At 73.1% G+C, this 21,511-nt stretch carries 18 protein-coding genes, 1 rRNA gene and 1 pseudogene; 14 read left to right on the forward strand and 6 right to left on the reverse strand.

From position 1 onward, the window contains the following. Positions 1-92, forward strand: a 5S ribosomal RNA gene (gene rrf, locus ACWDEN_RS39300); the annotation flags it as partial. A gap of 30 nt (positions 93-122) precedes the next feature. Here rrf and ACWDEN_RS39305 read toward each other — a convergent pair. After that, positions 123-1,010, reverse strand: a complete 888-nt coding sequence (locus ACWDEN_RS39305) for a hypothetical protein (protein WP_450862789.1) — start codon at positions 1,008-1,010, stop codon at positions 123-125. A 294-nt stretch (positions 1,011-1,304) separates the two neighbouring features. On the opposite strand from ACWDEN_RS39305, the gene ACWDEN_RS39310 reads away from it, so the two are divergent. After that, complete coding sequence (locus ACWDEN_RS39310; protein ID WP_450862782.1) at positions 1,305-2,048, forward strand: hypothetical protein; 744 nt, start codon at positions 1,305-1,307, stop codon at positions 2,046-2,048. A gap of 77 nt (positions 2,049-2,125) precedes the next feature. Here the strand turns inward: ACWDEN_RS39310 and ACWDEN_RS39315 are convergent, their stop codons facing one another. Beyond that, entirely contained in the window at positions 2,126-3,409 is a 1,284-nt protein-coding gene (locus ACWDEN_RS39315; RefSeq protein ID WP_450862726.1) for a DUF1015 domain-containing protein, read from the reverse strand. A 73-nt stretch (positions 3,410-3,482) separates the two neighbouring features. Between ACWDEN_RS39315 and ACWDEN_RS39320 the strand changes: the two genes are divergently transcribed. The 4 genes from ACWDEN_RS39320 to ACWDEN_RS39335 are packed head-to-tail and all read left to right on the forward strand — an operon-like array spanning position 3,483 to position 7,491. Continuing rightward, the gene (locus ACWDEN_RS39320; RefSeq protein ID WP_351622682.1) at positions 3,483-4,511 is read left to right on the forward strand and encodes an HAD-IIA family hydrolase; all 1,029 of its coding nucleotides are present in this window, start codon (positions 3,483-3,485) and stop codon (positions 4,509-4,511) included. 54 nt (positions 4,512-4,565) lie between these two features. Next, on the forward strand, positions 4,566-5,609 hold the full coding sequence (locus tag ACWDEN_RS39325) for a FecCD family ABC transporter permease (RefSeq protein ID WP_450862728.1): 1,044 nt from the start codon (positions 4,566-4,568) through the stop codon (positions 5,607-5,609). Then, positions 5,606-6,652: a FecCD family ABC transporter permease gene (locus ACWDEN_RS39330; RefSeq protein ID WP_351622677.1), complete on the forward strand. Its 1,047-nt coding sequence runs from the start codon at positions 5,606-5,608 to the stop codon at positions 6,650-6,652. The genes ACWDEN_RS39325 and ACWDEN_RS39330 overlap by 4 nt, the downstream gene beginning before the upstream one ends. Beyond that, positions 6,649-7,491, forward strand: coding sequence for an ABC transporter ATP-binding protein (locus ACWDEN_RS39335; protein WP_450862730.1), 843 nt, complete (start codon positions 6,649-6,651; stop codon positions 7,489-7,491). Before ACWDEN_RS39330 ends, ACWDEN_RS39335 begins: the two co-directional genes overlap by 4 nt. A gap of 25 nt (positions 7,492-7,516) precedes the next feature. On the opposite strand, the gene ACWDEN_RS39340 is transcribed toward ACWDEN_RS39335, so the two are convergent. Further along, on the reverse strand, positions 7,517-7,864 hold the full coding sequence (locus ACWDEN_RS39340) for a sterol-binding protein (RefSeq protein ID WP_351622672.1): 348 nt from the start codon (positions 7,862-7,864) through the stop codon (positions 7,517-7,519). A gap of 42 nt (positions 7,865-7,906) precedes the next feature. On the opposite strand from ACWDEN_RS39340, the gene ACWDEN_RS39345 reads away from it, so the two are divergent. From ACWDEN_RS39345 to ACWDEN_RS39370, 6 genes and pseudogenes are all read left to right on the forward strand, one after another. Then, positions 7,907-8,227, forward strand: coding sequence for a hypothetical protein (locus ACWDEN_RS39345; RefSeq protein WP_450862732.1), 321 nt, complete (start codon positions 7,907-7,909; stop codon positions 8,225-8,227). Between the two features lie 7 nt (positions 8,228-8,234). After that, a complete protein-coding gene (locus ACWDEN_RS39350) occupies positions 8,235-9,050 on the forward strand; it encodes a TlyA family RNA methyltransferase (protein WP_351622666.1) in 816 nt (271 codons plus the stop codon). Further along, entirely contained in the window at positions 9,047-9,964 is a 918-nt protein-coding gene (locus ACWDEN_RS39355) for an NAD kinase (RefSeq protein ID WP_351622663.1), read from the forward strand. Before ACWDEN_RS39350 ends, ACWDEN_RS39355 begins: the two co-directional genes overlap by 4 nt. Positions 9,965-10,003: 39 nt before the next feature. After that, positions 10,004-11,746: a DNA repair protein RecN gene (recN, locus tag ACWDEN_RS39360; RefSeq protein ID WP_351622660.1), complete on the forward strand. Its 1,743-nt coding sequence runs from the start codon at positions 10,004-10,006 to the stop codon at positions 11,744-11,746. 12 nt (positions 11,747-11,758) lie between these two features. After that, positions 11,759-12,103, forward strand: a pseudogene (locus ACWDEN_RS39365) (hypothetical protein); the annotation flags it as partial. 268 nt (positions 12,104-12,371) lie between these two features. Further along, positions 12,372-13,508 carry a glycosyltransferase family 4 protein gene (locus ACWDEN_RS39370; protein ID WP_450862734.1) on the forward strand — a complete coding sequence of 379 codons (1,137 nt, stop codon included), beginning with the start codon at positions 12,372-12,374 and terminating at the stop codon, positions 13,506-13,508. On the opposite strand, the gene ACWDEN_RS39375 is transcribed toward ACWDEN_RS39370, so the two are convergent. From ACWDEN_RS39375 to ACWDEN_RS39385, 3 genes are read right to left on the reverse strand one after another with little or no spacing between them, the layout of a single operon-like run. After that, the gene (locus tag ACWDEN_RS39375) at positions 13,505-15,151 is read right to left on the reverse strand and encodes a PucR family transcriptional regulator (RefSeq protein WP_351610749.1); all 1,647 of its coding nucleotides are present in this window, start codon (positions 15,149-15,151) and stop codon (positions 13,505-13,507) included. The two genes, ACWDEN_RS39370 and ACWDEN_RS39375, sit on opposite strands and share 4 nt — an antisense overlap. A 44-nt stretch (positions 15,152-15,195) precedes the next feature. Then, on the reverse strand, positions 15,196-16,554 hold the full coding sequence (locus ACWDEN_RS39380) for an FAD-binding oxidoreductase (RefSeq protein WP_450862736.1): 1,359 nt from the start codon (positions 16,552-16,554) through the stop codon (positions 15,196-15,198). 45 nt (positions 16,555-16,599) lie between these two features. Next, the gene (locus tag ACWDEN_RS39385; protein ID WP_351610758.1) at positions 16,600-18,402 is read right to left on the reverse strand and encodes a glycoside hydrolase family 15 protein; all 1,803 of its coding nucleotides are present in this window, start codon (positions 18,400-18,402) and stop codon (positions 16,600-16,602) included. Between the two features lie 593 nt (positions 18,403-18,995). Between ACWDEN_RS39385 and ACWDEN_RS39390 the strand changes: the two genes are divergently transcribed. Next, positions 18,996-20,645: a CTP synthase gene (locus ACWDEN_RS39390; protein ID WP_351610745.1), complete on the forward strand. Its 1,650-nt coding sequence runs from the start codon at positions 18,996-18,998 to the stop codon at positions 20,643-20,645. An 81-nt stretch (positions 20,646-20,726) separates the two neighbouring features. After that, positions 20,727-21,353: an NUDIX hydrolase gene (locus ACWDEN_RS39395; protein WP_351610743.1), complete on the forward strand. Its 627-nt coding sequence runs from the start codon at positions 20,727-20,729 to the stop codon at positions 21,351-21,353. Positions 21,354-21,511: the final 158 nt, after the last annotated feature.

Genomic DNA, 21,511 nt, shown 5'->3' on the forward strand with positions numbered 1-21,511 from the left:
CGCCCGGTTACATTCCGAACCCGGAAGCTAAGCCTCACAGCGCCGATGGTACTGCAGGGGGGACCCTGTGGGAGAGTAGGACACCGCCGAACAATCTTTGGAAGGACCCCTGGTCCCAGCGTTCAGCTGGGACCAGGGGTCCTTTTGTTTTTACAATGCTTGCGGTACCGAAGACAGGAGTCATCATGTCCACCAACTCTCCCGACGAGCGACCGGAGCGCGACCAGCGGCGACGGGACAGTGGTGACCGTGGTGACCGCGGCGGCTACCGAGGCGACCGTGGCGGCTTCCGCCGCGACAACGACCGTGGCGGCTACGGCGGTCGGCGTGATGACCACCGTAGTGACCGTGGTGGTTTCCGTCGGGACGACCGTCGTGATGACAGGCGTGATGACCGTCGTGACGATCGGGGTGGGTTCCGCCGCGACGACAGGCGTGACGACCGTGGTGGTTATGGTCGTAGGGACGATCGTCGTGAGGGTGACCGGGGTTCGCGTCCGGCGTTCCAGCGGGATGACCGGGACCGTGGGCCGCGTCGGGACGACCGGCGTGACGACCGTGGTGGCTTCCGCCGGGACGACCGGGGTGGCGACCGCCCGTCCTTCCGCCGCGACGACGACCGCGGCGGCTACGGGCGGCGCGACGACCACCGCGGCGACCACCGCGGCGACCGCCGTGACGACCGGGGTGGGTTCCGCCGCGACGACCGGCGCGATGACCGGCGTGACGATCGCCGTGAGGACCGTCGTGACGACCGTGGCGAGCGCGGTGGCTTCCGTGGCCGCGACGACCGCGGTGGTTATGGCCGTAGGGACGATCGTCGTGAGGGTGACCGGGGTTCGCGTCCGGCGTTCCAGCGGGATGACCGGGACCGTGGGCCGCGTCGGGACGACCGGCGTGACGACCGTGGTGGCTTCCGCCGGGACGACCGGGGTGGCGACCGCCCGTCCTTCCGCCGCGACGACGACCGCGGCGGCTACGGGCGGCGCGACGACCACCGCGGCGACCACCGCGGCGACCGCCGTGACGACCGGGGTGGGTTCCGCCGCGACGACCGCCGCGACGACCGGCGCGATGACCGGCGTGACGATCGCCGTGAGGACCGTCGTGACGACCGGGGCGAGCGCGGTGGCTTCCGTGGCCGCGACGACCGCGGTGGCCGTGGGCCCCGCAGGGACGACCGTGGTGGGCGGCCCGGTGGCTTCCGGGGACGTGACGACCGGCGCGACGACCGCCGGGGCGGTGGGCGCTTCCGCGACGAGCGCGACCGTGACCGCGACCGGGATCGCGAGCCGATCAAGCGGCTGCCGATCCCGGAGGACGTCACCGGTGAAGAGATCGACAAGGATGTCCGGCAGGAGCTCCAGAGCCTGCCCAAGACGCTCGCGGACGACGTCGCCAGGAACCTGGTGATGGTGGCCCGGCTCATCGACGAGGACCCCGAGGGCGCCTACGCCTACTCCAAGGTGGCCCTGCGTCTGGCGTCCCGCGTGGCCGCCGTGCGCGAGGCCGCCGGGTTCGCGGCGTACGCCAACCAGAAGTACAGCGAGGCCCTCGCCGAGTTCCGGGCCGCGCGGCGGATGACCGGCACCGTGGACCTGTGGCCGGTGATGGCCGACTGCGAGCGCGGGCTCGGGCGGCCGGAGAAGGCGCTGGACATGGCCGGTGCCCCGGAGGTGCACAAGCTGGACAAGGCCGGTCAGGTCGAGATGCGGCTCGTCGCGGCCGGTGCCCGGCGTGACATGGGCCAGCTGGACGCGGCCATCGTCACCCTGCAGAGCCCGGAGCTCGCCTCCAACGCGGTCCAGCCGTGGACCGCGCGCCTGCGGTACGCCTACGCCGACGCCCTGCTGGCCGCCGGCCGGGAGGGCGAGGCGCGCGAGTGGTTCGCGAAGGCCGTGGAGGCCGACCGGGACGGCAGCACGGACGCCTCCGACCGGCTTGCCGAGCTGGACGGCGTGGAGTTCGTCGACGCCCTGGACGAGAGCGAGAGCGAGAGCGAGGGCGAGCCGGAGAAGCCGTCGCAGGAGGACGGCGACGAGGACTGACGGCAGCCACGGAAAAGGCAGTCACCGAAAGGGGCGGGTTCCCGATGGAACCTGCCCCTTTTCTGCGTTCCGGGCGCTCAGATCTCCAGCGCCCGCAGCACCAGCCCCGACGCCGGCTTCGGGCCGAACGACGTCGACTTGCGGGGCATCGTCACCCCCTGGCGGGCCAGGTCCCGTACGACCTCCTCGCGGACCGGGTGCATCAGGACGGCCGTACCGCCGTCGCGTTCCGCCTTGGCGACCGTCGCGGCCGTGTCGTGGATGTACGCGATGTGGGCCGGGGAGTCCTCGGGGATGTGCCAGACGTGGTCGAGGAGCGTGGCGTGCAGGACCGTGGCGTCCAGGGAGCGCCAGGCTGCCGGGCGGTCGGCCGGGATCGTCCGGGCCAGCAGGTCCGGATCGGGGTGGTCGAGGAGGTGGAAGGAGCCGTCGCCGGCCAGCAGGAAGGCGTTACCCGCGCAGGACGCGTCCGCGAGGGCCTCCAGCGCCTCGGCGAGCGGCGTGTCGAGGTGTCGTACCCGGAACAGGCCCTCCACCGCCGCGAGTGCGTCCGGGACCGCAAGGCCGTGCAGCAGGCGGTGGATGGCGCGGACGCGCAAGGGGTAGCGGGCGGTGTCGACGAGCAGGACCAGGCCGTGGTCCCAGGGGCTGGGGGAGGGGTGCTCGGCGCGCAGCCGCAGGTAGGTGGCCCATCGGTGGTGGCCGTCGGCGATCAGGGCCTGCTGGTGGGCGAGGTCGGACTGGATGCGGGCCAGGTCGGCGGGGTCGGTGACGGACCAGAGGCGGTGGTGGAAGCCGTCCTCGGTGGTCGTGTCCAGCAGCGGGGGCTTCTCCGCCGTGCGCTCGACGACCTCGGCCGCCGTGCCGTCGCCGCGGTAGGTCAGCAGCAGCGGCTCCAGGTTCGCGCGCGTGGCGCGCATCAGGGCCGCGCGGTCGGCGACGACGGGCGGCATGACGTCCTCGTGCGGCAGCACCACGCCCTCGGCCGGCTCCGAGACCCGCAGCGCGCCGATGACGCCGCGCTGGAGCATGCCGCTCTCGTCCCGCTGCTCGTACACGTACAGGCCGGGCTCCGGGTCCGCGGTGAGGACGCCCTCGTCCAGCCAGCGGTGCAGGGTGTCGGCCGCCTGCTCGGTGCGGGCGCTCGGGGTGCCGGCCTGGGGCAGGATCAGCCGGACGATGTTGTACGGGTCCGCGGACTGGAGGTGGTGCACCCCGTCGGGGCGTACGACGACGTCGTACGGCGGTGAGGTGACGGAGGCGAGGCTGCCGACCCGGTCGGGGTCGTAGCGAAGGCCGCGGAACGGGGTGAGTTCCAGGCCCCGGCGCGCCATTGCTTCCGAGTGACCTGCAGTGTTCATCCCGGCATCGTACGTGTGTCAGTGGCGTGCGGGATGATCGGGGGAAAGGCCTTCGAACGAGGAGCGATGTGGAATGAGCCAGGCGGTCAGGACGAGCCCCGAGGGCAGTGGGCAGCCCCTGAGCGAGGCGTACGACACGGCGCTGCTCGATCTGGACGGGGTGGTGTACGCGGGCGGGAGCGCGATTCGGCACGCGGTCGACTCGCTGGCGGTGGCGCGCTCCGGCGGGATGCATCTGGCCTACGTCACCAACAACGCGCTGCGGACCCCGGACACCGTGGCCGAGCACCTGACGGAGCTGGGGATACCGACGGGCGCCGATGACGTCATCACCTCCGCGCAGGCGGTCGCGCGGCTGATCAGCGAGCAGGTGCCGGCCGGGGCGCGGGTGCTGGTGATCGGCGGGGAGGGGCTGCGGGTGGCGCTGCGCGAGCGCGGCCTCGTGCCCGTGGAGTCGGCGGACGACGATCCGGCGGCGGTGGTGCAGGGGTACGGCGGGCCGGATCTGACCTGGGGGCGGTTCGCGGAGGCGTCGTACGCGGTGGCGCGTGGGGTGCCGTGGTTCGCATCCAACACCGACCTGACGATTCCGAGCGGGCGGGGCATCGCGCCGGGCAACGGCGCGGCCGTGGAGGTCGTACGGATCGCGACGGGCAAGGAGCCGCAGGTGGCGGGCAAGCCGCTGCCGCCGATGCACCGGGAGACGATCATCCGGACCGGCGCCGAGCGCCCGTTGGTGGTCGGGGACCGGCTGGACACGGACATCGAGGGCGCGTTCAACGGCGGGGTGGACTCGCTGCTGGTGCTGACCGGTGTCACCGACGGCGCCCTGCTGCTGGCTGCGCCGCCGCAGCACCGGCCGACGTATGTGGACGCCGATCTGCGCGGGCTGCTCACCGGGCAGCCGGAGGTCGGTGTCCTCGCGGAGGGCTTCCGGTGCGGTGGCTGGACGGCGACGGCCGGGGCGGACCGGCTGGAGTTGGAGGGTGACGGGGAGCCGCTGGACGGGCTGCGGGCGCTGTGCGCGGCGGCCTGGACGGCGGCCGGGGACGGCTCCTGCGGCCTGGACGGGGGGAAGGCGCTGGCGCGGCTGGGACTGTGACGGACAGGCACCCGGGAATCGAGATCCGAAGCGAGGGTAGGCTAACCTAACCTCGTGTTGGTCGACAGTCCTCCGGAACAGCGCGCGGAGACCGCCCCCGCGCCCCCGACCCGCCGGGCGGCGCGGGCCCTTGGGCTCCTGTTCTCCGCCCTGATCCTGGTGCTCGTCGCCCTGGCGAGCATCGCGATCGGGGCGAAAGCACTGTCGCCGGACCAGGTCTGGCACGGCCTGTTCCACGACACCGGGACCTACGGCGACGTCGTCGTGGACGAGCGGATCGCGCGCACGGTCCTGGGCCTGCTCGCCGGTGCCGCGCTCGGCCTCGCGGGCGCGGTGCTGCAGGCGCTCACCCGCAACCCGCTGGCCGACCCCGGACTGCTCGGCATCAACGCGGGCGCCTCGGCCGCCGTCGTCACGGCCATCACCTATTTCGGCGTCACCAGCCTCACCGGCTATGTGTGGTTCGCCTTCTTCGGGGCGGCCGCGGTCGGCGCGCTGGTGTGGTTCCTCGGCGGCAGCCGGGGCGCCACCCCGGTGCGGCTCGCGCTCGCCGGTACGGCGATCAGCGCCGCCCTGTACGGCTATCTCCAGGCCGCGATGATCCTGGACGACGTGGCGCTGGGCAGGATGCGCTTCTGGACGGTGGGTTCGCTGGCCTCGGCCACCGACTCGACCATCCTGCAGGTGCTGCCGTTCCTCGCGGCCGGCATGGTCCTGGCGCTCGCGCTGGCCCGGCCGCTGAACGCGGTCGCGATGGGTGACGACACCGCCCGCGCCCTGGGCGCCCACCTGGGCCGCACCCGCGCCCTGGCCATGCTGGCCGCCACCGTCCTGTGCGGCGCGGCCACGGCCGCCTGCGGCCCGATCGTGTTCGTCGGCCTGATGGTGCCGCACGTCGTGCGCTCCTTCACCGGCCCCGACCTGCGCTGGATCCTGCCGTACGCCACGGTCCTGTCGCCCGTGCTGCTGCTCGGCGCGGATGTCGTCGGCCGGGTCGTGGCCCGCCCCTCGGAACTCCAGGTCGGCATCGTCACCGCGATCATCGGCGGCCCGGTCTTCATCTTTCTCGTACGACGGCGGAGGACGGCCCAGCTGTGAAGACCCGATCCGTGAACCGGGCCGTACGCACCCCCGGCGGGCTCTCCCTGCGCCTGGACCTGCGGGCCCTGCTCGTCGTCGTCCTGCTGCTGGCCGCCGCCTGTGCCGCGGGCGTCGCGCTGATCGGCACCGGCGACGCGAAGATCCCCGCGGCCGACGTGCTCAGGACCCTCGCCGGGGACGGCAACGCCTACCAGGACTTCATCGTGAACGAGCTGCGGCTGCCGCGGGTGCTGGTCGGCCTGCTGGTCGGCGCCTCGCTGGGCCTCGGCGGCGCGCTGTTCCAGTCCGTCTCCCGCAACCCGCTCGGCAGCCCGGACGTGCTGGGCCTCTCCCAGGGCTCGACGGCCGGCGCCCTGGTCGTCATCGTGCTGCTGTCCGGCAGCACCGCCCAGGTCACCGTCGGCGCGCTGATCGGCGGCCTGGTGACCGGACTCGCCATCTATCTGCTCGCCTGGAAGCAGGGCGTGCACGGATACCGGCTGGTCCTGGTCGGCATCGGCGTCTCCGCGATCGCCACGGCCGTCAACGGCTATCTGCTGACCAAGGCCGACCTGGTCGACGCGGCCCGCGCGGTCGTGTGGATGACCGGCTCCCTGGGCGGCCGTGACTGGGACCAGGTCTGGCCGCTGCTCGCCCTGTGTGCGGTCCTCGTCCCGCTGGTCCTCGTCCACGCGCGCGGCCTGAGGATGCTGGAGATGGGCGACGACGTCGCGAACGCCCTCGGGGTGCGCGTGCAGCGGGTCCGGCTGGTGCTGATGGTCTCCGCCGTGCTGCTCACCGCCGCCGCCACGGCCGCCGCCGGACCCGTCGGCTTCGTCGCCCTCACCGCGCCCCAACTGGCCCGGCGCCTGACCCGCTCGCCGGGCCCGAACCTCGTGCCCTCCCTCTGCATGGGCGCCGCCCTGCTGGTCGCCGCCGACTGGGCCTCGCAGCGGGCCTTCGGCGCCGACCAGCTGCCCGTCGGCGTGGTCACCGGCGTCCTCGGCGGCGCCTATCTGCTGTGGCTGCTGGTCACCGAGCGCAGGGCGGGCCGGATATGAGCGCCGTCCCCGAGTCAGACAGCAAGAGGAGCACCGTGAACCGCCTGTCCGCCGAGAACGTCACCCTCGCCTACGACCAGCGTGTCATCGCCGAGCAGCTGTCGGTGGAGATCCCCGACAACTCCTTCACGGTGATCGTCGGCCCGAACGCGTGCGGCAAGTCGACGCTGCTGCGGGCACTGTCGCGGATGCTGAAGCCGAGCGAGGGCCGGGTGCTGCTCGACGGGCAGGTCATCCAGTCGATGCCCGCCAAGAAGGTCGCCCGGACGCTCGGCCTGCTGCCGCAGTCGTCCGTCGCGCCCGACGGCATCTCCGTGGCCGACCTCGTCGGCCGGGGCCGCTACCCGCACCAGGGTCTGCTGCGCCAGTGGTCGGCGGAGGACGAGCGGGTCGTGAGTGAGTCGATGCGGCAGACGGGGGTCGCCGAGCTGGCCGACCGGTACGTCGACGAGCTGTCCGGCGGGCAGCGGCAGCGGGTGTGGATCGCCATGGCGCTCGCCCAGCAGACCCCGCTGCTGCTCCTGGACGAGCCCACCACCTACCTGGACATCCAGCACCAGATCGACGTCCTCGACCTGTGCGCCGAGCTGCACGAGACCCAGGGCCGCACCCTGGTCGCCGTCCTGCACGACCTCAACCACGCCGCCCGCTACGCCACCCACCTCATCGCGCTGCGCGGCGGCCGGGTGATCGCCGAGGGCGCCCCGAACGACATCGTCACCGCCGAACTGGTGGAGCAGGTGTTCGGGCTGCGCTGTCAGGTCATCGACGACCCGGAGACCGGGACCCCGCTCGTGGTACCGGCAGCCCGAAAGGCGAGGGTCACAGCAGCTTCCTGAAGCGTCACAGCGGCTTCCCGGAGCGTCACAGCAGCTTCCTGAGCCGGAACAGATCCAGCAGGCTCGCCTCCAGCCGCACCCGGCCCCTGCCCCAGGCGGTGGCGAAGTTCAGCTCGCCGTCCACCAGGGCCACCAGGTCGTCCCCGGCCATGGCGAGCCTGATCTGGGCCCTCTCGCGCGGCGGGCCGGGGTGGGTCTCGTCCACCTCGATCCGCCCGCCGGTCATCCGGCCGGCGAAGGTGACGTCCAGGTCGGTGATGTGACAGCTCACCGAGCGGTCCAGGGCGGCGGCCGCGCGCACGTCGCCCTCGGCGCCCTGCATGTTGTCCGAAAGCTTTCCCAGTGCGGCGCGGCACTCCTCGATCGTGGCCATCGCCCACGACGGTACCCCAGCGGTTCGCGGTAGCGTCGGGGCATGAGCGACTCGGTTCCGGAGACGGAGATCCCGCAGGATTCGGTGCAGGAGGCGGTGGAGGCACTTCAGGCGTACGACCCCGCCGCGCCCGCCCCCCTGAACATCCCGCGCACCCTCACCGGCAACGCCGAGGTCGACGCCCAGCTGGAGCGGCTGGCCGATGCCGACCACCTCGCCACCGACGGACACATCGAGGTGTACGAGGATGTACACCGGGGGCTGCGCGAGGCGCTCACCGCGCTCGACGCCCGCCCGGGACCTCCGGCGCCCTCACCGTCGTACCCGAAGGCGCCTTCACCGGCGTACCGACACAGGAGCTGAACCGAACGTGGCAGGAGTCGCACGCCGTCGTCTGGACGCGGAGCTGGTCCGCCGGAAGCTCGCGCGCTCGCGCGAGCACGCCAGCCAGCTGATCGTCGCCGGGCGGGTCACCGTCGGCAGGACCGTGGCGACCAAGCCGGCCACCCAGGTGGAGACGGCCGCGGCGATCGTCGTCCAGGCCGACGACAGCGACCCGGACTACGTCTCCCGCGGCGGGCACAAGCTCGCCGGCGCGCTCGGGGTGTTCGTCCCGCAGGGGCTCGTGGTCGAGGGCCGGCGTGCCCTGGACGCCGGCGCGTCCACCGGTGGCTTCACCGACGTCCTGCTGCGCGCGGGCGCCGCGCACGTCGTCGCGGTGGACGTCGGATACGGACAGCTCGCCTGGTCTCTCCAGAACGATGAACGCGTCACCGTCAAGGACCGTACGAACGTACGCGAGTTGACGCTCGAGGCGATCGATGGGGAACCTGTGGATCTTGTCGTGGGCGATCTGTCCTTCATTCCGCTCGGGCTGGTGCTGCCGGCCCTGAAGCGGTGCGTGAAGCCGGACGCCGACCTGGTGATGATGGTCAAACCGCAGTTCGAGGTCGGCAAGGAGCGACTCGGCAGCGGGGGTGTCGTACGGAGTCCGCAACTGCGGGCGGAGGCCGTGCGGAAAGTGGCCGAGAAGGCCTGGGAGCTGGGACTCGGGGTGCAGGGAGTCACCGCCAGTCCGCTGCCCGGCCCCTCGGGGAACGTCGAGTACTTTCTCTGGCTGCGGGCGGGGGCACCCCAGGTGGACCCGGCCGACGTAGACCGTGCAGTGGCGGAGGGGCCGCGTTGACACAGAACCTGGCGCGTACTGTTTTCCTGCTCGCCCACACCGGGCGGCCCGCGGCGATCCGCAGTGCGGAACTCGTCGTCAAGGGCCTGCTGCGGCATGGCATCGGGGTGCGGGTGCTGGAGGAAGAGGCGTGCGACCTGCCGCTCCCTGACGAGGTGCAGCTGGTCAAGGAGGCGACTCCGCAGTGCCTCGACGGGTGCGAGCTGCTGATCGTGCTCGGCGGCGACGGCACGCTGCTGCGCGGGGCGGAGTTCGCCCGGGCGTCCGGGGTGCCGATGCTCGGCGTCAACCTGGGGCGCGTCGGGTTCCTCGCGGAGGCCGAACGGGACGACCTCGATCGGGTGGTCGACCGGGTGGTGGCACGGTCGTACGAGGTCGAGGAGCGGATGACCGTCGACGTCGTCGTGCACCGCAACGGGGACATCGTGCACACCGACTGGGCGCTGAACGAGGCGGCCGTGCAGAAGGCCGGCGCCGAGAAGCTGCTGGAAGTCGTGCTGGAGATCGACGGGCGCCCGGTCACGGGGTTCGGGTGCGACGGGGTCGTCCTGTCGACGCCCACCGGGTCCACCGCGTACGCGTTCTCCGCGGGCGGGCCCGTGGTGTGGCCCGAGGTGGAGGCGCTGCTGATGGTGCCGATCAGCGCGCACGCGCTGTTCGCCAAGCCGCTGGTCACCTCGCCGGATTCGGTGCTCGCGGTGGAGGTTCTGCCGCACATCCCGCCGGGGGTTCTGTGGTGTGACGGGCGGCGGACCGTCGAGCTGCCGCCGGGGGCGCGGGTGGAGGTGCGGCGGGGGGCCGTGCCGGTGCGGCTTGCCCGGCTCCATCACTCTTCGTTCACGGATCGGCTGGTTGCGAAGTTTGCGTTGCCGACGACCGGATGGCGGGGCGCGCCGCACCACTCGGCGGAGTGACAAAGGCGGGCCGTGTGCACTCCGCACCCCGGACCTCGTATGGTCTGTTCCGTGTTGGAGGAGATGCGGATACGGTCGCTCGGGGTCATCGACGATGCCGTCGTCGAGCTGTCGCCGGGGTTCACCGCCGTCACCGGTGAGACGGGTGCGGGCAAGACCATGGTGGTCACCAGCCTCGGGCTGCTGCTCGGTGGGCGGGCGGACCCGGCGCTCGTGCGGATCGGCGCCGAGAAGGCGGTCGTGGAGGGGCGGCTCACCGTGCCCGCGGACGCCGCCGCCGTCGTACGCGCCGAGGAGGCCGGGGCCGAGCTGGACGACGGGGCCCTGCTGATCAGCCGTACCGTTTCCGCCGAGGGGCGCTCGCGGGCGCACCTGGGCGGGCGCTCGGTGCCGGTCGGGCTGCTCGCCGAGCTGGCCGACGACCTGGTGGCCGTGCACGGGCAGACCGACCAGCAGGGGTTGCTGAAGCTGTCCCGGCAGCGGCAGGCACTGGACCGGTACGCCGGGGACGCGGTCGCCGTGCCGCTCGCCAAGTACACCGAGGCCTACCGGCGGCTGCGGGCCGTCTCCGTCGAGCTGGAGGAGATCACCACACGCGCGCGTGAGCGGGCGCAGGAAGCCGACATGCTGCGGTACGGGCTCGAGGAGATCGCCGCCGTCGAGCCGCGCGCCGGGGAGGACGTGGAGCTGGCCGAGGAGGCGGAGCGGCTGGGGCACGCCGAGGCGCTGTCGTCCGCCGCGACGGCCGCGCACGCCGCTCTCGCGGGCAATCCCGAGGACCCCGAGGGGATCGACGCCTCCACCCTCGTCGCGGGCGCCCACCGGGCCCTGGAGTCCGTGCGCTCGCACGACCCGGCGCTGGCCTCGCTCGCCGACCGGATCGGGGAGATCGGGATCCTGCTCGGCGATGTCGCCGGGGAGCTGGCGGGGTACGCCGACGACCTGGACGCCGATCCGCTGCGGCTGGCGGCCGTCGAGGAGCGGCGGGCCGCGCTGACCGCGCTGACACGCAAGTACGGCGAGAACGTGAACGCCGTCCTCGCCTGGGCCGAGCAGAGCGCCGCGCGCCTGACCGAGCTGGACGGCGACGACGAGCGGACCGAGGAGCTGACCGCGGAGCGGGACGCGCTCCGCAGCGAACTGGGCGGTCTGGCACAGGCGTTGACCGATGCGCGGACGGAGGCCGCCGAGCGGTTCGCCGCCGCCGTGACGGCCGAGCTGGCCTCGCTGGCGATGCCCCACGCGCGCGTGTCCTTCGCGATCCGGCAGACCGAGGACCCGGAGGGCGTCGAGGTCGGCGGGCGTACGGTCGCCTACGGGCCGTCGGGCGTGGACGAGGTCGAGCTGCTGCTCGCCCCGCACCCCGGCGCCCCGCCGCGGCCCATCGCCAAGGGCGCCTCCGGCGGTGAGCTGTCCCGTGTGATGCTCGCCGTGGAGGTCGTGTTCGCGGGCACCGACCCCGTGCCGACGTACCTCTTCGACGAGGTCGACGCCGGTGTCGGCGGCAAGGCCGCGGTCGAGATCGGCCGCCGCCTGGCCAAGCTCGCCAGGACCGCCCAGGTCGTCGTCGTCACCCACCTGCCCCAGGTGGCCGCCTTCGCCGACCGGCAGCTGCTGGTCGAGAAGACCAACGACGGCTCGGTCACCCGCTCCGGCGTCAAGGTCCTCGAGGGCGAGGAGCGCATCCGCGAACTCTCCCGCATGCTGGCCGGCCAGGAGGACTCCGAGACGGCCCGGGCCCACGCCGAGGAACTCCTGGCGACGGCCCGGGCGGACCTGTAGCCGGGTTCTGGAGTCACCAGCGGGGCCGTGAAGTCGTTCGGGATTTCGGCCGCGGGACTGGTCGCGGGGCCGCTGATCAGGGAGCGGGTGCTCGCGCTCGGGGCGCCGGGGTTGGTGCGGAAGGGGCCGGGGGCCGGGCCGGCGGCAGCCGCGATGGGTGCCGCCGCGGCCGTGCTGCCCGACGACCTCGGGGAGCGTGTGATGATCGGGCACACGGGGGCGCACGCGCTCGGCGCCGCGCTGGGGGCGGCCGTGGTGGCGGGCAACCGGCGCGCGGGACTGCTCGCGCACGCCGTCGCGGTCGTGGCCGCCGCCGTCCACGGGGACCGGGTCAGCGCGTGGGCGCGGCCGCTGTGAGTGTCCGACCTCGCCGGACGCGGTCGCACGGCGTTCGCCCGCGCCAGGGTCTTCTTCACCCGTGTGGGTGACATGCTCCGGCGCATTGCCCCGGCCCGCCGCCGAGTGCGCCCTCCCGATTTCCCGTAACCGCCGTTCCCCCTGGCATGCTTGAGGGCACACGGTCCGCGCGGGAGGCGCGCGGGGTACGTCCTTCCGCCCCTCTGAGCCCGCTACCTTCTGTACGTTTCCTCGTGACCGCCCACGCCGAACCAGGAGCCCCGGCCCCGTGAGCCCCCTGAGCAGCAACGCACCGCACGGCCAGTCGCCGCTGCGCACCGTGCAGGTGCTGGGCGGAGGCAACGCCGGCAGCAGCGCGCACGTGCGTTCGCTGGCCGAGGGACTCGTGGCGAGGGGCGTACGGGTCACGGTGTGCGCCCCCGTCGAGGCCGACCGCGCCTACGACTTCACCGGCGCCGGAGCCGAGCACGTGCACGTGCCGCGCAGCAGCGATCCCGTCTCCGTGGCCGCGCTGCGGACGGCGTGCGCCCACGCCGACCTGGTGCACGCGCACGGGCTGCACGCCTCCTTCCGGGCCGTCCTCGCGCTCGGCGGCCGGCCCACCCCGCTGGTCGTCACCTGGCACAACCGGGCACAGGCGGAGGGCCCGCGGGCGCATCTGCTGCGGCTGCTGGAGCGGCGGGTGGTGCGGACGGCGGCCGTGGTCCTCGGCACCAGCTCCGACCTGGTGGACCGGGCTCGGCGCACGGGCGCGCGGGACGCCCGGCTCGCCGCCGTCGGCCTGCCGGGGCAGCGGCGGCCCGTCGTCCTGGACGACCCCGACCGGCTGCGCCCCAAGGTACGCGCCGAACTCGGCGCCACCGGCCGCCCGTTGCTCATCGCGGTCGGCTCCCTGGACCGGCACCGCGGCTACGAGGTCCTGCTGGACGCGGCCCGCGCCTGGCGGCACCTCGACCCGCTGCCGCTGGTCGTCATCGCCGGGGAGGGGCCGCTGCGGGCGGCGCTGCAGCGGCGGATCGAGGACGAGGAACTGCCGGTGCGGCTCATCGGGACCCGGGAGGACGTGCCCGAGCTGCTCGCCGCCGCCGATCTGGCCCTGGTGACGAGCAGTTGGGAGTCGAGGTCCGTCCTCGCCCAGGAGGCCCTCTACGCGCGCGTGCCGCTCGTCGCGACCCGGGTCGGCGGCATCCCCGACCTCGTCGGCGACGCGGCCGAACTCGTCCCGTACGGCGACCCGGAGGCGCTCGCGTCCAGCGTCGTACGGCTCCTCGCGGACCCGGAGCGCCGGGAGGAGCTGCGGGAACGCGGGGTGCGGCAGGCCGCCAGCTGGCCGACCGAGGACGAGACGGTCGCCCAAGTGCTCAGCGTCTACGACGAGTTGACGCAGCCCCGGCCGCTGGCCTAGGGCACGTGCCTGCGGGCCCGGAGCGCCAGGCTCAACGCCAGGACCGTCTGCGGGTCGTCGAGGTCGGTGCCCAGCAACTCCCCGATGCGGGCGAGCCGGTTGTAGAGGGTCTGCCGGTTGAGGTGCAGCTCGCGCGCCGTCTCCGCCTTGCGGCCGGCGTGCGCCAGATAGGTCTGCAGGGTCGGCAGCAGCGGCGGCTTGGACCGGTTGTCGTGCTCGCGCAGCGGGCCGATCGCCCGGTCCACGAACGCGGCGAGGTCCGGGTGGTCGCGCAGCCGCCACAGCAGCAGGTCGATGTCGAGGCGGCGGGCGTCGTACCAGGGCCGGTCGGTCAGGCCCTGGGCCGCGGTCGCGGTCTCCGCCGCGTGCCTGAGCCCCGCCGACGCGGCCGCCCAGCCACCCGCCACGCCGACCACCACGACCGGCGGCGGCGAGCCCGGCCGGCGCATCCCGGCCCGCTCCACGCCCGCCCGCAGCGCCGCCGCCACCCGGTCCGCGACCGCCGAGCGCTCCGACTCAGAGCGCAGCCCGAGCAGCACCAGCACCCGGCCCTCCACCGGCCGTACGCCCAGCAGCACCGGCACACCCACCGCGGCCAGCTCCTCGGAGACCGCCCTCGCCAGCACCGCCCAACCCCCGCCGGGGGACAGGGAGTCCCCGATGCGCATCACCACCGGCAGCAGCGGGCTCTCGCCGGGCTTGAAGCCCAGGACCCGGGCCTGCGCCGGGGCGTCCTCCGCGGTGATCCGGCCCTCGGCGAGATCGGTGAGGAAGTCACCGCGGCCGCGGGCGGCCAGCTCCTCCTCCTGCCGGGCCTGCATCAGCACCACCGCCAGGATGCCCGCGGCCCGCTCGGCGGCGATCCGGTGCACCGGGGCCAGCGGCGCGCGGACCGGCAGCAGGACCAGGCGGGCGCGCACCGAACCCGCCGTACCGGGGCCGCCGCCGGGCACGTCCACCAGCACCGAACCGGCGGGCGGCGGCGCGCCCTTGTGCGGGCCGCGCAGCCCCTCCCACACCTGCAGCGGGTCCGCGCCCTCGGGCCCCTCCCCGGCGGCGTACAGCAGGCGGCCGTCGGCCGTCTCCAGGAACACCGGGTTGCCGCCGAAGTCCGCCAGGATGCCCAGCACCTGCGGCACCCCGCCGCCGCCCAGCAGCGCCTCGGTGCAGCGCCGGTGCACCTCCTCGGCCCGCTGCAGCAGGGCGTAGTGGCCGTTGACGATCTCGGTGTGGATCTCCTCGGTCACCGTCACGAACGGCACCTCGCGGTGCAGCTGGACCAGCGGCAGCCCGGCGGCGCGGGCGGTGTCCACCAGGGCCGCGGGCAGCCGGCTGAAACGGGGGCCCAGCTCCACCACCAGGGCGGCGATCCCGCGCTCGGCGAGGGTGCGCACGAACGCCCGCTGCTCGGCCGGGCGGGTGCCGAGGCCGTAGCCGGTGGTGAGCAGCAGTTCGCCGCCCTTGAGCAGCGAGGCGATGTTGGGCACCTCGCCCGCGTGCACCCAGCGCACCGTGCGACCCAGCCGGTCGGCACCCGCCAGGATCTCCGGCAGCCCGCTGCGCAACCCCGGCAGTTCCAGCGCCCGCTGAACGGTGATCCCGGCGCCCTGGGTGTCGGATCGGTGGTCCGTACGGCTGTCCATGCAGCGGACGCTACCTGCGTAAACGCCCTCGGGACAGCTCCCGGTCAGATGGGCTTGATGTTGTGGTTGAAGCGGAAGACGTTGTCGGGGTCGTAGCGGCGCTTCACCTTCTCCAGCCGCAGCAGGTTCCCGGCGCCGAGGCCCGCCCGCACCCGTTCGGGGCCCTCGTCGCCGACGAGGCCCAGGCAGACGTCACCGGTGCTCCAGGGCCGCACGTCGGCGCACGCGTCCCGCACCCAGGCCGTCGCCCGCCCGTCGTCGGCCGGGTCCGCCCAGCAGGCGAAGGGGTGCACCAGCCAGGACGCGTCCCGGTACGGCACCGGGTGGTCACGGGGGCCGGCGGCGATCGCGCCGCCCAGCGGGAAGATCACATGCCGGCTGCCGTTCGCCACGGGCATGCGCTCCGCGCGGGCGCGGAAGACGCCCACCAGCTCGTCGGGCAGGTCCGTCAGGCACTCGGCCGACCAGTCGCCCCGCAGTCCGGACGGGGGGTCCAGCAGGCACTGCACGTCCGCGTACGGCAGCGCGCCGACGACCTCCGTCTCGTGCGGCAGCGCCAGCAGCGGCTCGGCGAGCTTGCGCAGGGCGGTCTCGCCGCCCACGTACGTCAGCAGGGCACCGCACAGGAGCGGGAACTCCGCGGGCGGACCGGCCAGGTACAGCACGGCGCCGCCCAGCTCGTCCGGACCGGTCCGGACGAGCTCGCGGAAGGTGCGGACCACGACCGGGCCGAACTCGGGCAGGCACAGCAGCAGTGCCACCGAGAACTCCGGCAGCTCGTGCAGTTCCAGGGTGAGCGCGGTGGCCACGCCGAAGTTGCCGTCCCCGCCGTGCAGCGCCCAGAACAGCTCGGGGTTCTCGTCGGCGTTGGCGTGCACCTGCTCGGCGTCGGCGGTCACCAGCTCGACGCCGATGAGGTTGTCGACGGCGAGACCGAACGCGCGGTCCAGCCAGCCGGTGCCGCCGCCCAGGACGTACCCGGCGACCCCGGTGGCCGAGGCCCGGGAGCCGGTGGTCGCGAGGCCGTACGGCAGGGTGGCCGAGTCCAGGTCGCTCGTCGTGGCCCCGCCCTCGACCCGGACCGCCTCGCCCGCCGGATCGACGGTCACCCCGCGCATCCGGCGCAGATCCACGGCCAGCGCGCCGTCGACCCGGGCCCCCGCCATGCTCTGCCCGCCGCCGCGCACCGCGATCTTCAGATCCAGCTCCCGCGCGAAGCGCACCGCCCGGACGACATCGGTCACGCCCGCGCACTGGGCGATCACCGCCGGGCGTGGGTCGATCATCGCGTTGAAGACCGTACGGGCGTCGTCGTAGCCCGCGTCCCCCGGGGCGAACACCTCCCCGGCCAGATCCTCCCGCAGCCCGGCGAGAGCCGTGCGCGCCTTCGAAGGGGGAGCCATGGCCGCCCCCTTTCCGGAAAGGGGTTCCGTCCGGTTACAGCCTACTCAGCCGCCGTACGCCCCCGAAGCCGTCAGCCGCAGCGCCGTGTCGATCAGCGGCACGTGGCTGAACGCCTGCGGGAAGTTGCCGACCTGGCGCTGCAGGCGCGGGTCCCACTCCTCGGCGAGCAGGCCGAGGTCGTTGCGCAGCGCGAGGAGCCGCTCGAACAGCTTGCGGGCCTCGTCGACGCGGCCGATCATCGCCAGGTCGTCCGCCATCCAGAACGAGCAGGCCAGGAAGGCGCCCTCGTCGCCGGGCAGGCCGTCGACGCCCGCGTGGGCGCCCTCCGTCGGGTACCGCAGGATGAATCCGTCCGGGGTGGACAGCTCGCGCTGGATCGCCTCGATCGTGCCGATCACCCGCTTGTCGTCCGGCGGCAGGAAGCCCATCTGCGGGATCAGCAGCAGCGAGGCGTCCAGCTCCTGGGAGCCGTAGGACTGGGTGAAGGTGTTGCGCTCCTTGTCGTAGCCCTTCTCGCAGACGTCCCGGTGGATGTCGTCGCGCAGTTCCTTCCAGCGCTCCAGCGGGCCGTCCGCGTCCCCGGACTCGATCAGCTTGATGGTGCGGTCCACCGCGACCCAGGCCATCACCTTGGAGTGCACGAAGTGCCGGCGCGGGCCGCGCACCTCCCAGATGCCCTCGTCCGGCTCCTGCCAGTGGTCCTCCAGGTAGCGGATCAGCTTCAGCTGGAGCAGGGCCGCGTAGTCGTTGCGGGCCAGGCCCGTCATGTGCGCCAGGTGCAGGGCCTCGGTGACCTCGCCGTACACGTCCAGCTGGAGCTGGTGCGCGGCGCCGTTGCCCACCCGGACCGGGGCCGAGTTCTCGTAGCCCGGCAGCCAGTCCAGCTCGGCCTCGCCCAGCTCGCGCTCGCCGGCGATGCCGTACATGATCTGCAGGTTGTCCGGGTCACCGGCCACCGCGCGCAGCAGCCACTCGCGCCAGGCACGGGCCTCCTCGCGGTAGCCGGTGCGCAGGAGGGAGGACAGGGTGATCGCGGCGTCGCGCAGCCAGGTGTAGCGGTAGTCCCAGTTGCGGACCCCGCCGATGTCCTCCGGGAGAGAGGTCGTCGGGGCCGCGACGATGCCGCCCGTGGGGGCGTACGTCAGGGCCTTCAGGGTGATCAGGGAGCGGACCACCGCCTCGCGGTACGGCCCGTGGTACGTACAGTGCTCGACCCACTCGCGCCAGAACTCCTCCGTCGCCTCCAGCGAGGCCTCCGGCTCCGGCAGCGCCGGGGGCTCCTTGTGCGAGGGCTGCCACGAGATGGTGAACGCGATCCGGTCACCCGGGGCGACCGTGAAGTCGGCGTACGTCGTCAGCGACTTCCCGTAGGTCTCGGCCTCGGTGTCGAACCACACCGAGTCGGGCCCGGCGACCGCCACCGTACGGCCCTCGTGCTTGTGCACCCAGGGCACGACACGTCCGTAGGAGAACCGCATCCGCAGCGCCGAGCGCATCGGCACCCGGCCGGTGACGCCCTCCACGATCCGGATCAGCTGGGGCGCGCCCTCACGCGGGGGCATGAAATCGGTCACGCGGACCGTGCCGCGCGGGGTGTCCCACTCCGACTCCAGGATCAGCGAGTCGCCGCGGTAGCTCCGCCGTGCGGCCGTGGGCGGCTGGCAGTCGGCCGCGTAGGCCGGGCCGAGCCGCCAGAAGCCGTGCTCCTCGGTGCCCAGCAGGCCGGCGAAGATGGCATGTGAGTCGAAGCGGGGCAGGCACAGCCAGTCCACCGTGCCATCCCGGCAGACCAGGGCTGCGGTCTGCATGTCTCCGATGAGTGCGTAGTCTTCGATGCGCCCGGCCACGTGCAACTCCAGTCGAACGGCCACGTCGCCCCCGCGCAGGGGGCTGTCGCTAGTGCGGTCAAGGGGTCGTTGTTATGCGTCGTTGAGCTGTGAAGCAAAGCAGCCCGCCGAGCCCTGAGGCAATACGACAGTCTTTGCTCAACGAACTGCCGCGCTCACGTTGTTCCGGGTGATGGTGGCGGGGGTGTGCCGTCGTTCCGGCCGGGCTCGGCAGCGAGTGTCCGAGCAGGATACGACGCACGTAGATGATCTGCGTGTCCCTCGGGGCAACCCGTGTGGGCCGAACGGGTGAGCAGCGGGTGATAACCATGTGACCTGCGCGTGCCTGTGCTGACAGCTGTGGCGACCGGGCTGTCCCCGGCCGAGCGGGCCGGCCTGCTTCCGGCGTGACGGGGCCACCCCGTACCCGGGCGAGCGCGGAGCGTGGCCGGAAGCCATCTGCTCCAGGCGCTGATACCCTGGTAGCCCGTGGACCGGTGGGCCCGAAACCCCCGAACCGCAGCGACGGCACCCCCCGCCGGGAAGCACCACGGCTTCCGGGCCGGACGCCGTACCGCACGACAGACCGCGACCACGGGAGCCCCCTCTTGGCCATGCCGCCGAAATCTACGACGACCAAGCACATCTTCGTCACCGGGGGTGTCGCCTCCTCGCTCGGCAAGGGCCTCACCGCCTCCAGCCTGGGCATGCTGCTCAAGGCTCGCGGCCTGCGCGTCGTGATGCAGAAGCTCGACCCGTACCTGAACGTGGACCCGGGCACGATGAACCCCTTCCAGCATGGTGAGGTGTTCGTCACCAACGACGGCGCCGAGACCGACCTGGACATCGGACACTACGAGCGCTTCCTCGACCGTGACCTGGACGGCACCGCCAATGTCACTACAGGCCAGGTCTACTCGACGGTGATCGCCAAGGAGCGGCGCGGCGAGTACCTGGGCGACACGGTGCAGGTCATCCCGCACATCACGAACGAGATCAAGCACCGCATCCGGCGCATGGCCACCGACGAGGTGGACGTCGTCATCACCGAGGTCGGCGGCACGGTCGGCGACATCGAGTCGCTCCCCTTCCTTGAGACGGTACGCCAGGTCCGCCACGAGGTCGGCCGGGACAACGTCTTCGTCGTGCACATCTCGCTGCTGCCGTACATCGGCCCCTCCGGCGAGCTGAAGACCAAGCCCACCCAGCACTCCGTCGCCGCGCTGCGCAACATCGGTATCCAGCCCGACGCGATCGTGCTGCGCTGCGACCGCGAGGTCCCGACCGCGATCAAGCGGAAGATCTCGCTGATGTGCGACGTCGACGAGGCCGCCGTGGTCGCCTGCCCCGACGCCCGCTCGATCTACGACATCCCGAAGGTCGTGCACTCCGAGGGCCTGGACGCCTACGTCGTGCGCAAGCTCGACCTGCCGTTCCGTGACGTCGACTGGACGACCTGGGACGACCTGCTGGACCGCGTCCACAACCCCGACCACGAGATCACCCTCGCGCTGGTCGGCAAGTACATCGACCTGCCGGACGCCTACCTGTCGGTCACCGAGGCGCTGCGCGCCGGCGGCTTCGCCAACCGCGCCCGTGTGAAGATCAAGTGGGTCACCTCGGACGACTGCAAGACCCCGGCCGGCGCCAAGGCCCAGCTCGGCGACGTCGACGGCATCTGCATCCCGGGCGGCTTCGGCGACCGCGGTGTGCAGGGCAAGGTCGGCGCGATCCGCTACGCCCGCGAGAACAGGATCCCGCTGCTGGGCCTCTGCCTGGGCCTGCAGTGCATCGTGATCGAGGCCGCGCGCAACCTGGCCGACATCCCGGACGCCAACTCCACCGAGTTCGACCCGGCCACCGGCCACCCGGTCATCTCCACCATGGCCGAGCAGCTGGACATCGTCGCCGGCGAGGGCGACATGGGCGGCACCATGCGCCTCGGCATGTACCCGGCGAAGCTCGCCGAGGGCTCGATCGTGCGCGAGGTGTACGACGGCAAGGAGTACGTCGAGGAGCGGCACCGCCACCGCTACGAGGTCAACAACGCCTACCGTGCGGAGCTGGAGAAGAAGGCCGGCATCCTCTTCTCGGGCACCTCGCCGGACGGCAAGCTCGTGGAGTACGTGGAGTACCCGCGTGACGTCCACCCCTACCTCGTCGCCACGCAGGCCCACCCGGAGCTGCGCTCGCGGCCGACGCGCCCGCACCCGCTGTTCGCGGGCCTGGTGAAGGCCGCGGTCGAGCGGAAGATCGCGAAGTAACACAAGGGTTGTACGGTGGCCGGGGCGCGCTCGTTCAAGAGGACCGCGTCCCGGCCGCTGGCGCACGTGGGGAAGGACAGCATGACGATCAAGGACACTCCCGAGGAGTGGGAGATCCGGGCGACGCAGACCCCCTTCACGGGCAACAAGACCTCCGTCCGCACGGACGACGTGGTCATGCCCGACGGCTCGGTGGCCCGCCGCGACTACCAGGTCCACCCCGGCTCGGTCGCCGTCCTCGCCCTGGACGAGGAGGACCGGGTGCTGCTGATCAACCAGTACCGCCACCCGGTGCGGCACAAGCTGTGGGAGATCCCGGCCGGCCTGCTCGACGTGCCCGGCGAGAACCCGCTGCACGCCGCCCAGCGCGAGCTGTACGAGGAGGCGCACGTCAAGGCCGAGGACTGGCGGGTGCTGACCGACGTCTACACCACGCCCGGCGGCTGCGACGAGGCCGTACGGATCTTCCTCGCCCGCGATCTGTCCGAGGCCGAGGGCGAGCGCTTCGAGGCGGAGCACGAGGAGACCGACATGGAGCACGCGCGCGTGCCGGTCGAGGAGCTGGTGCGCCGGGTCCTGGCCGGTGATGTGCACAACAACTGCCTGGTCGTCGGTGTCCTCTCCCTGGTGGCCGCGCGCGGTGGCGACGGCCTCGACGCACTCCGCCCGGCCGACGCGCCCTGGCCCGCCCGGCCCTTCCGGTCCTGAGCGCACGCGCCGCCCCGAACCGCACCCGGTCGGCGTACTGGTGTGACGATCGCCTGATCCGATCAGGGGATCTGTCCGTCGCGCTCGTCACGGCGCCTCGCGGAGCGTGAACTAGGCTCTTGCACGCCCGCAGCGGAAGATCCGGCGGGCTTGCGCGT

It is taken from the genome of Streptomyces sp. NPDC001153 (assembly GCF_053598315.1).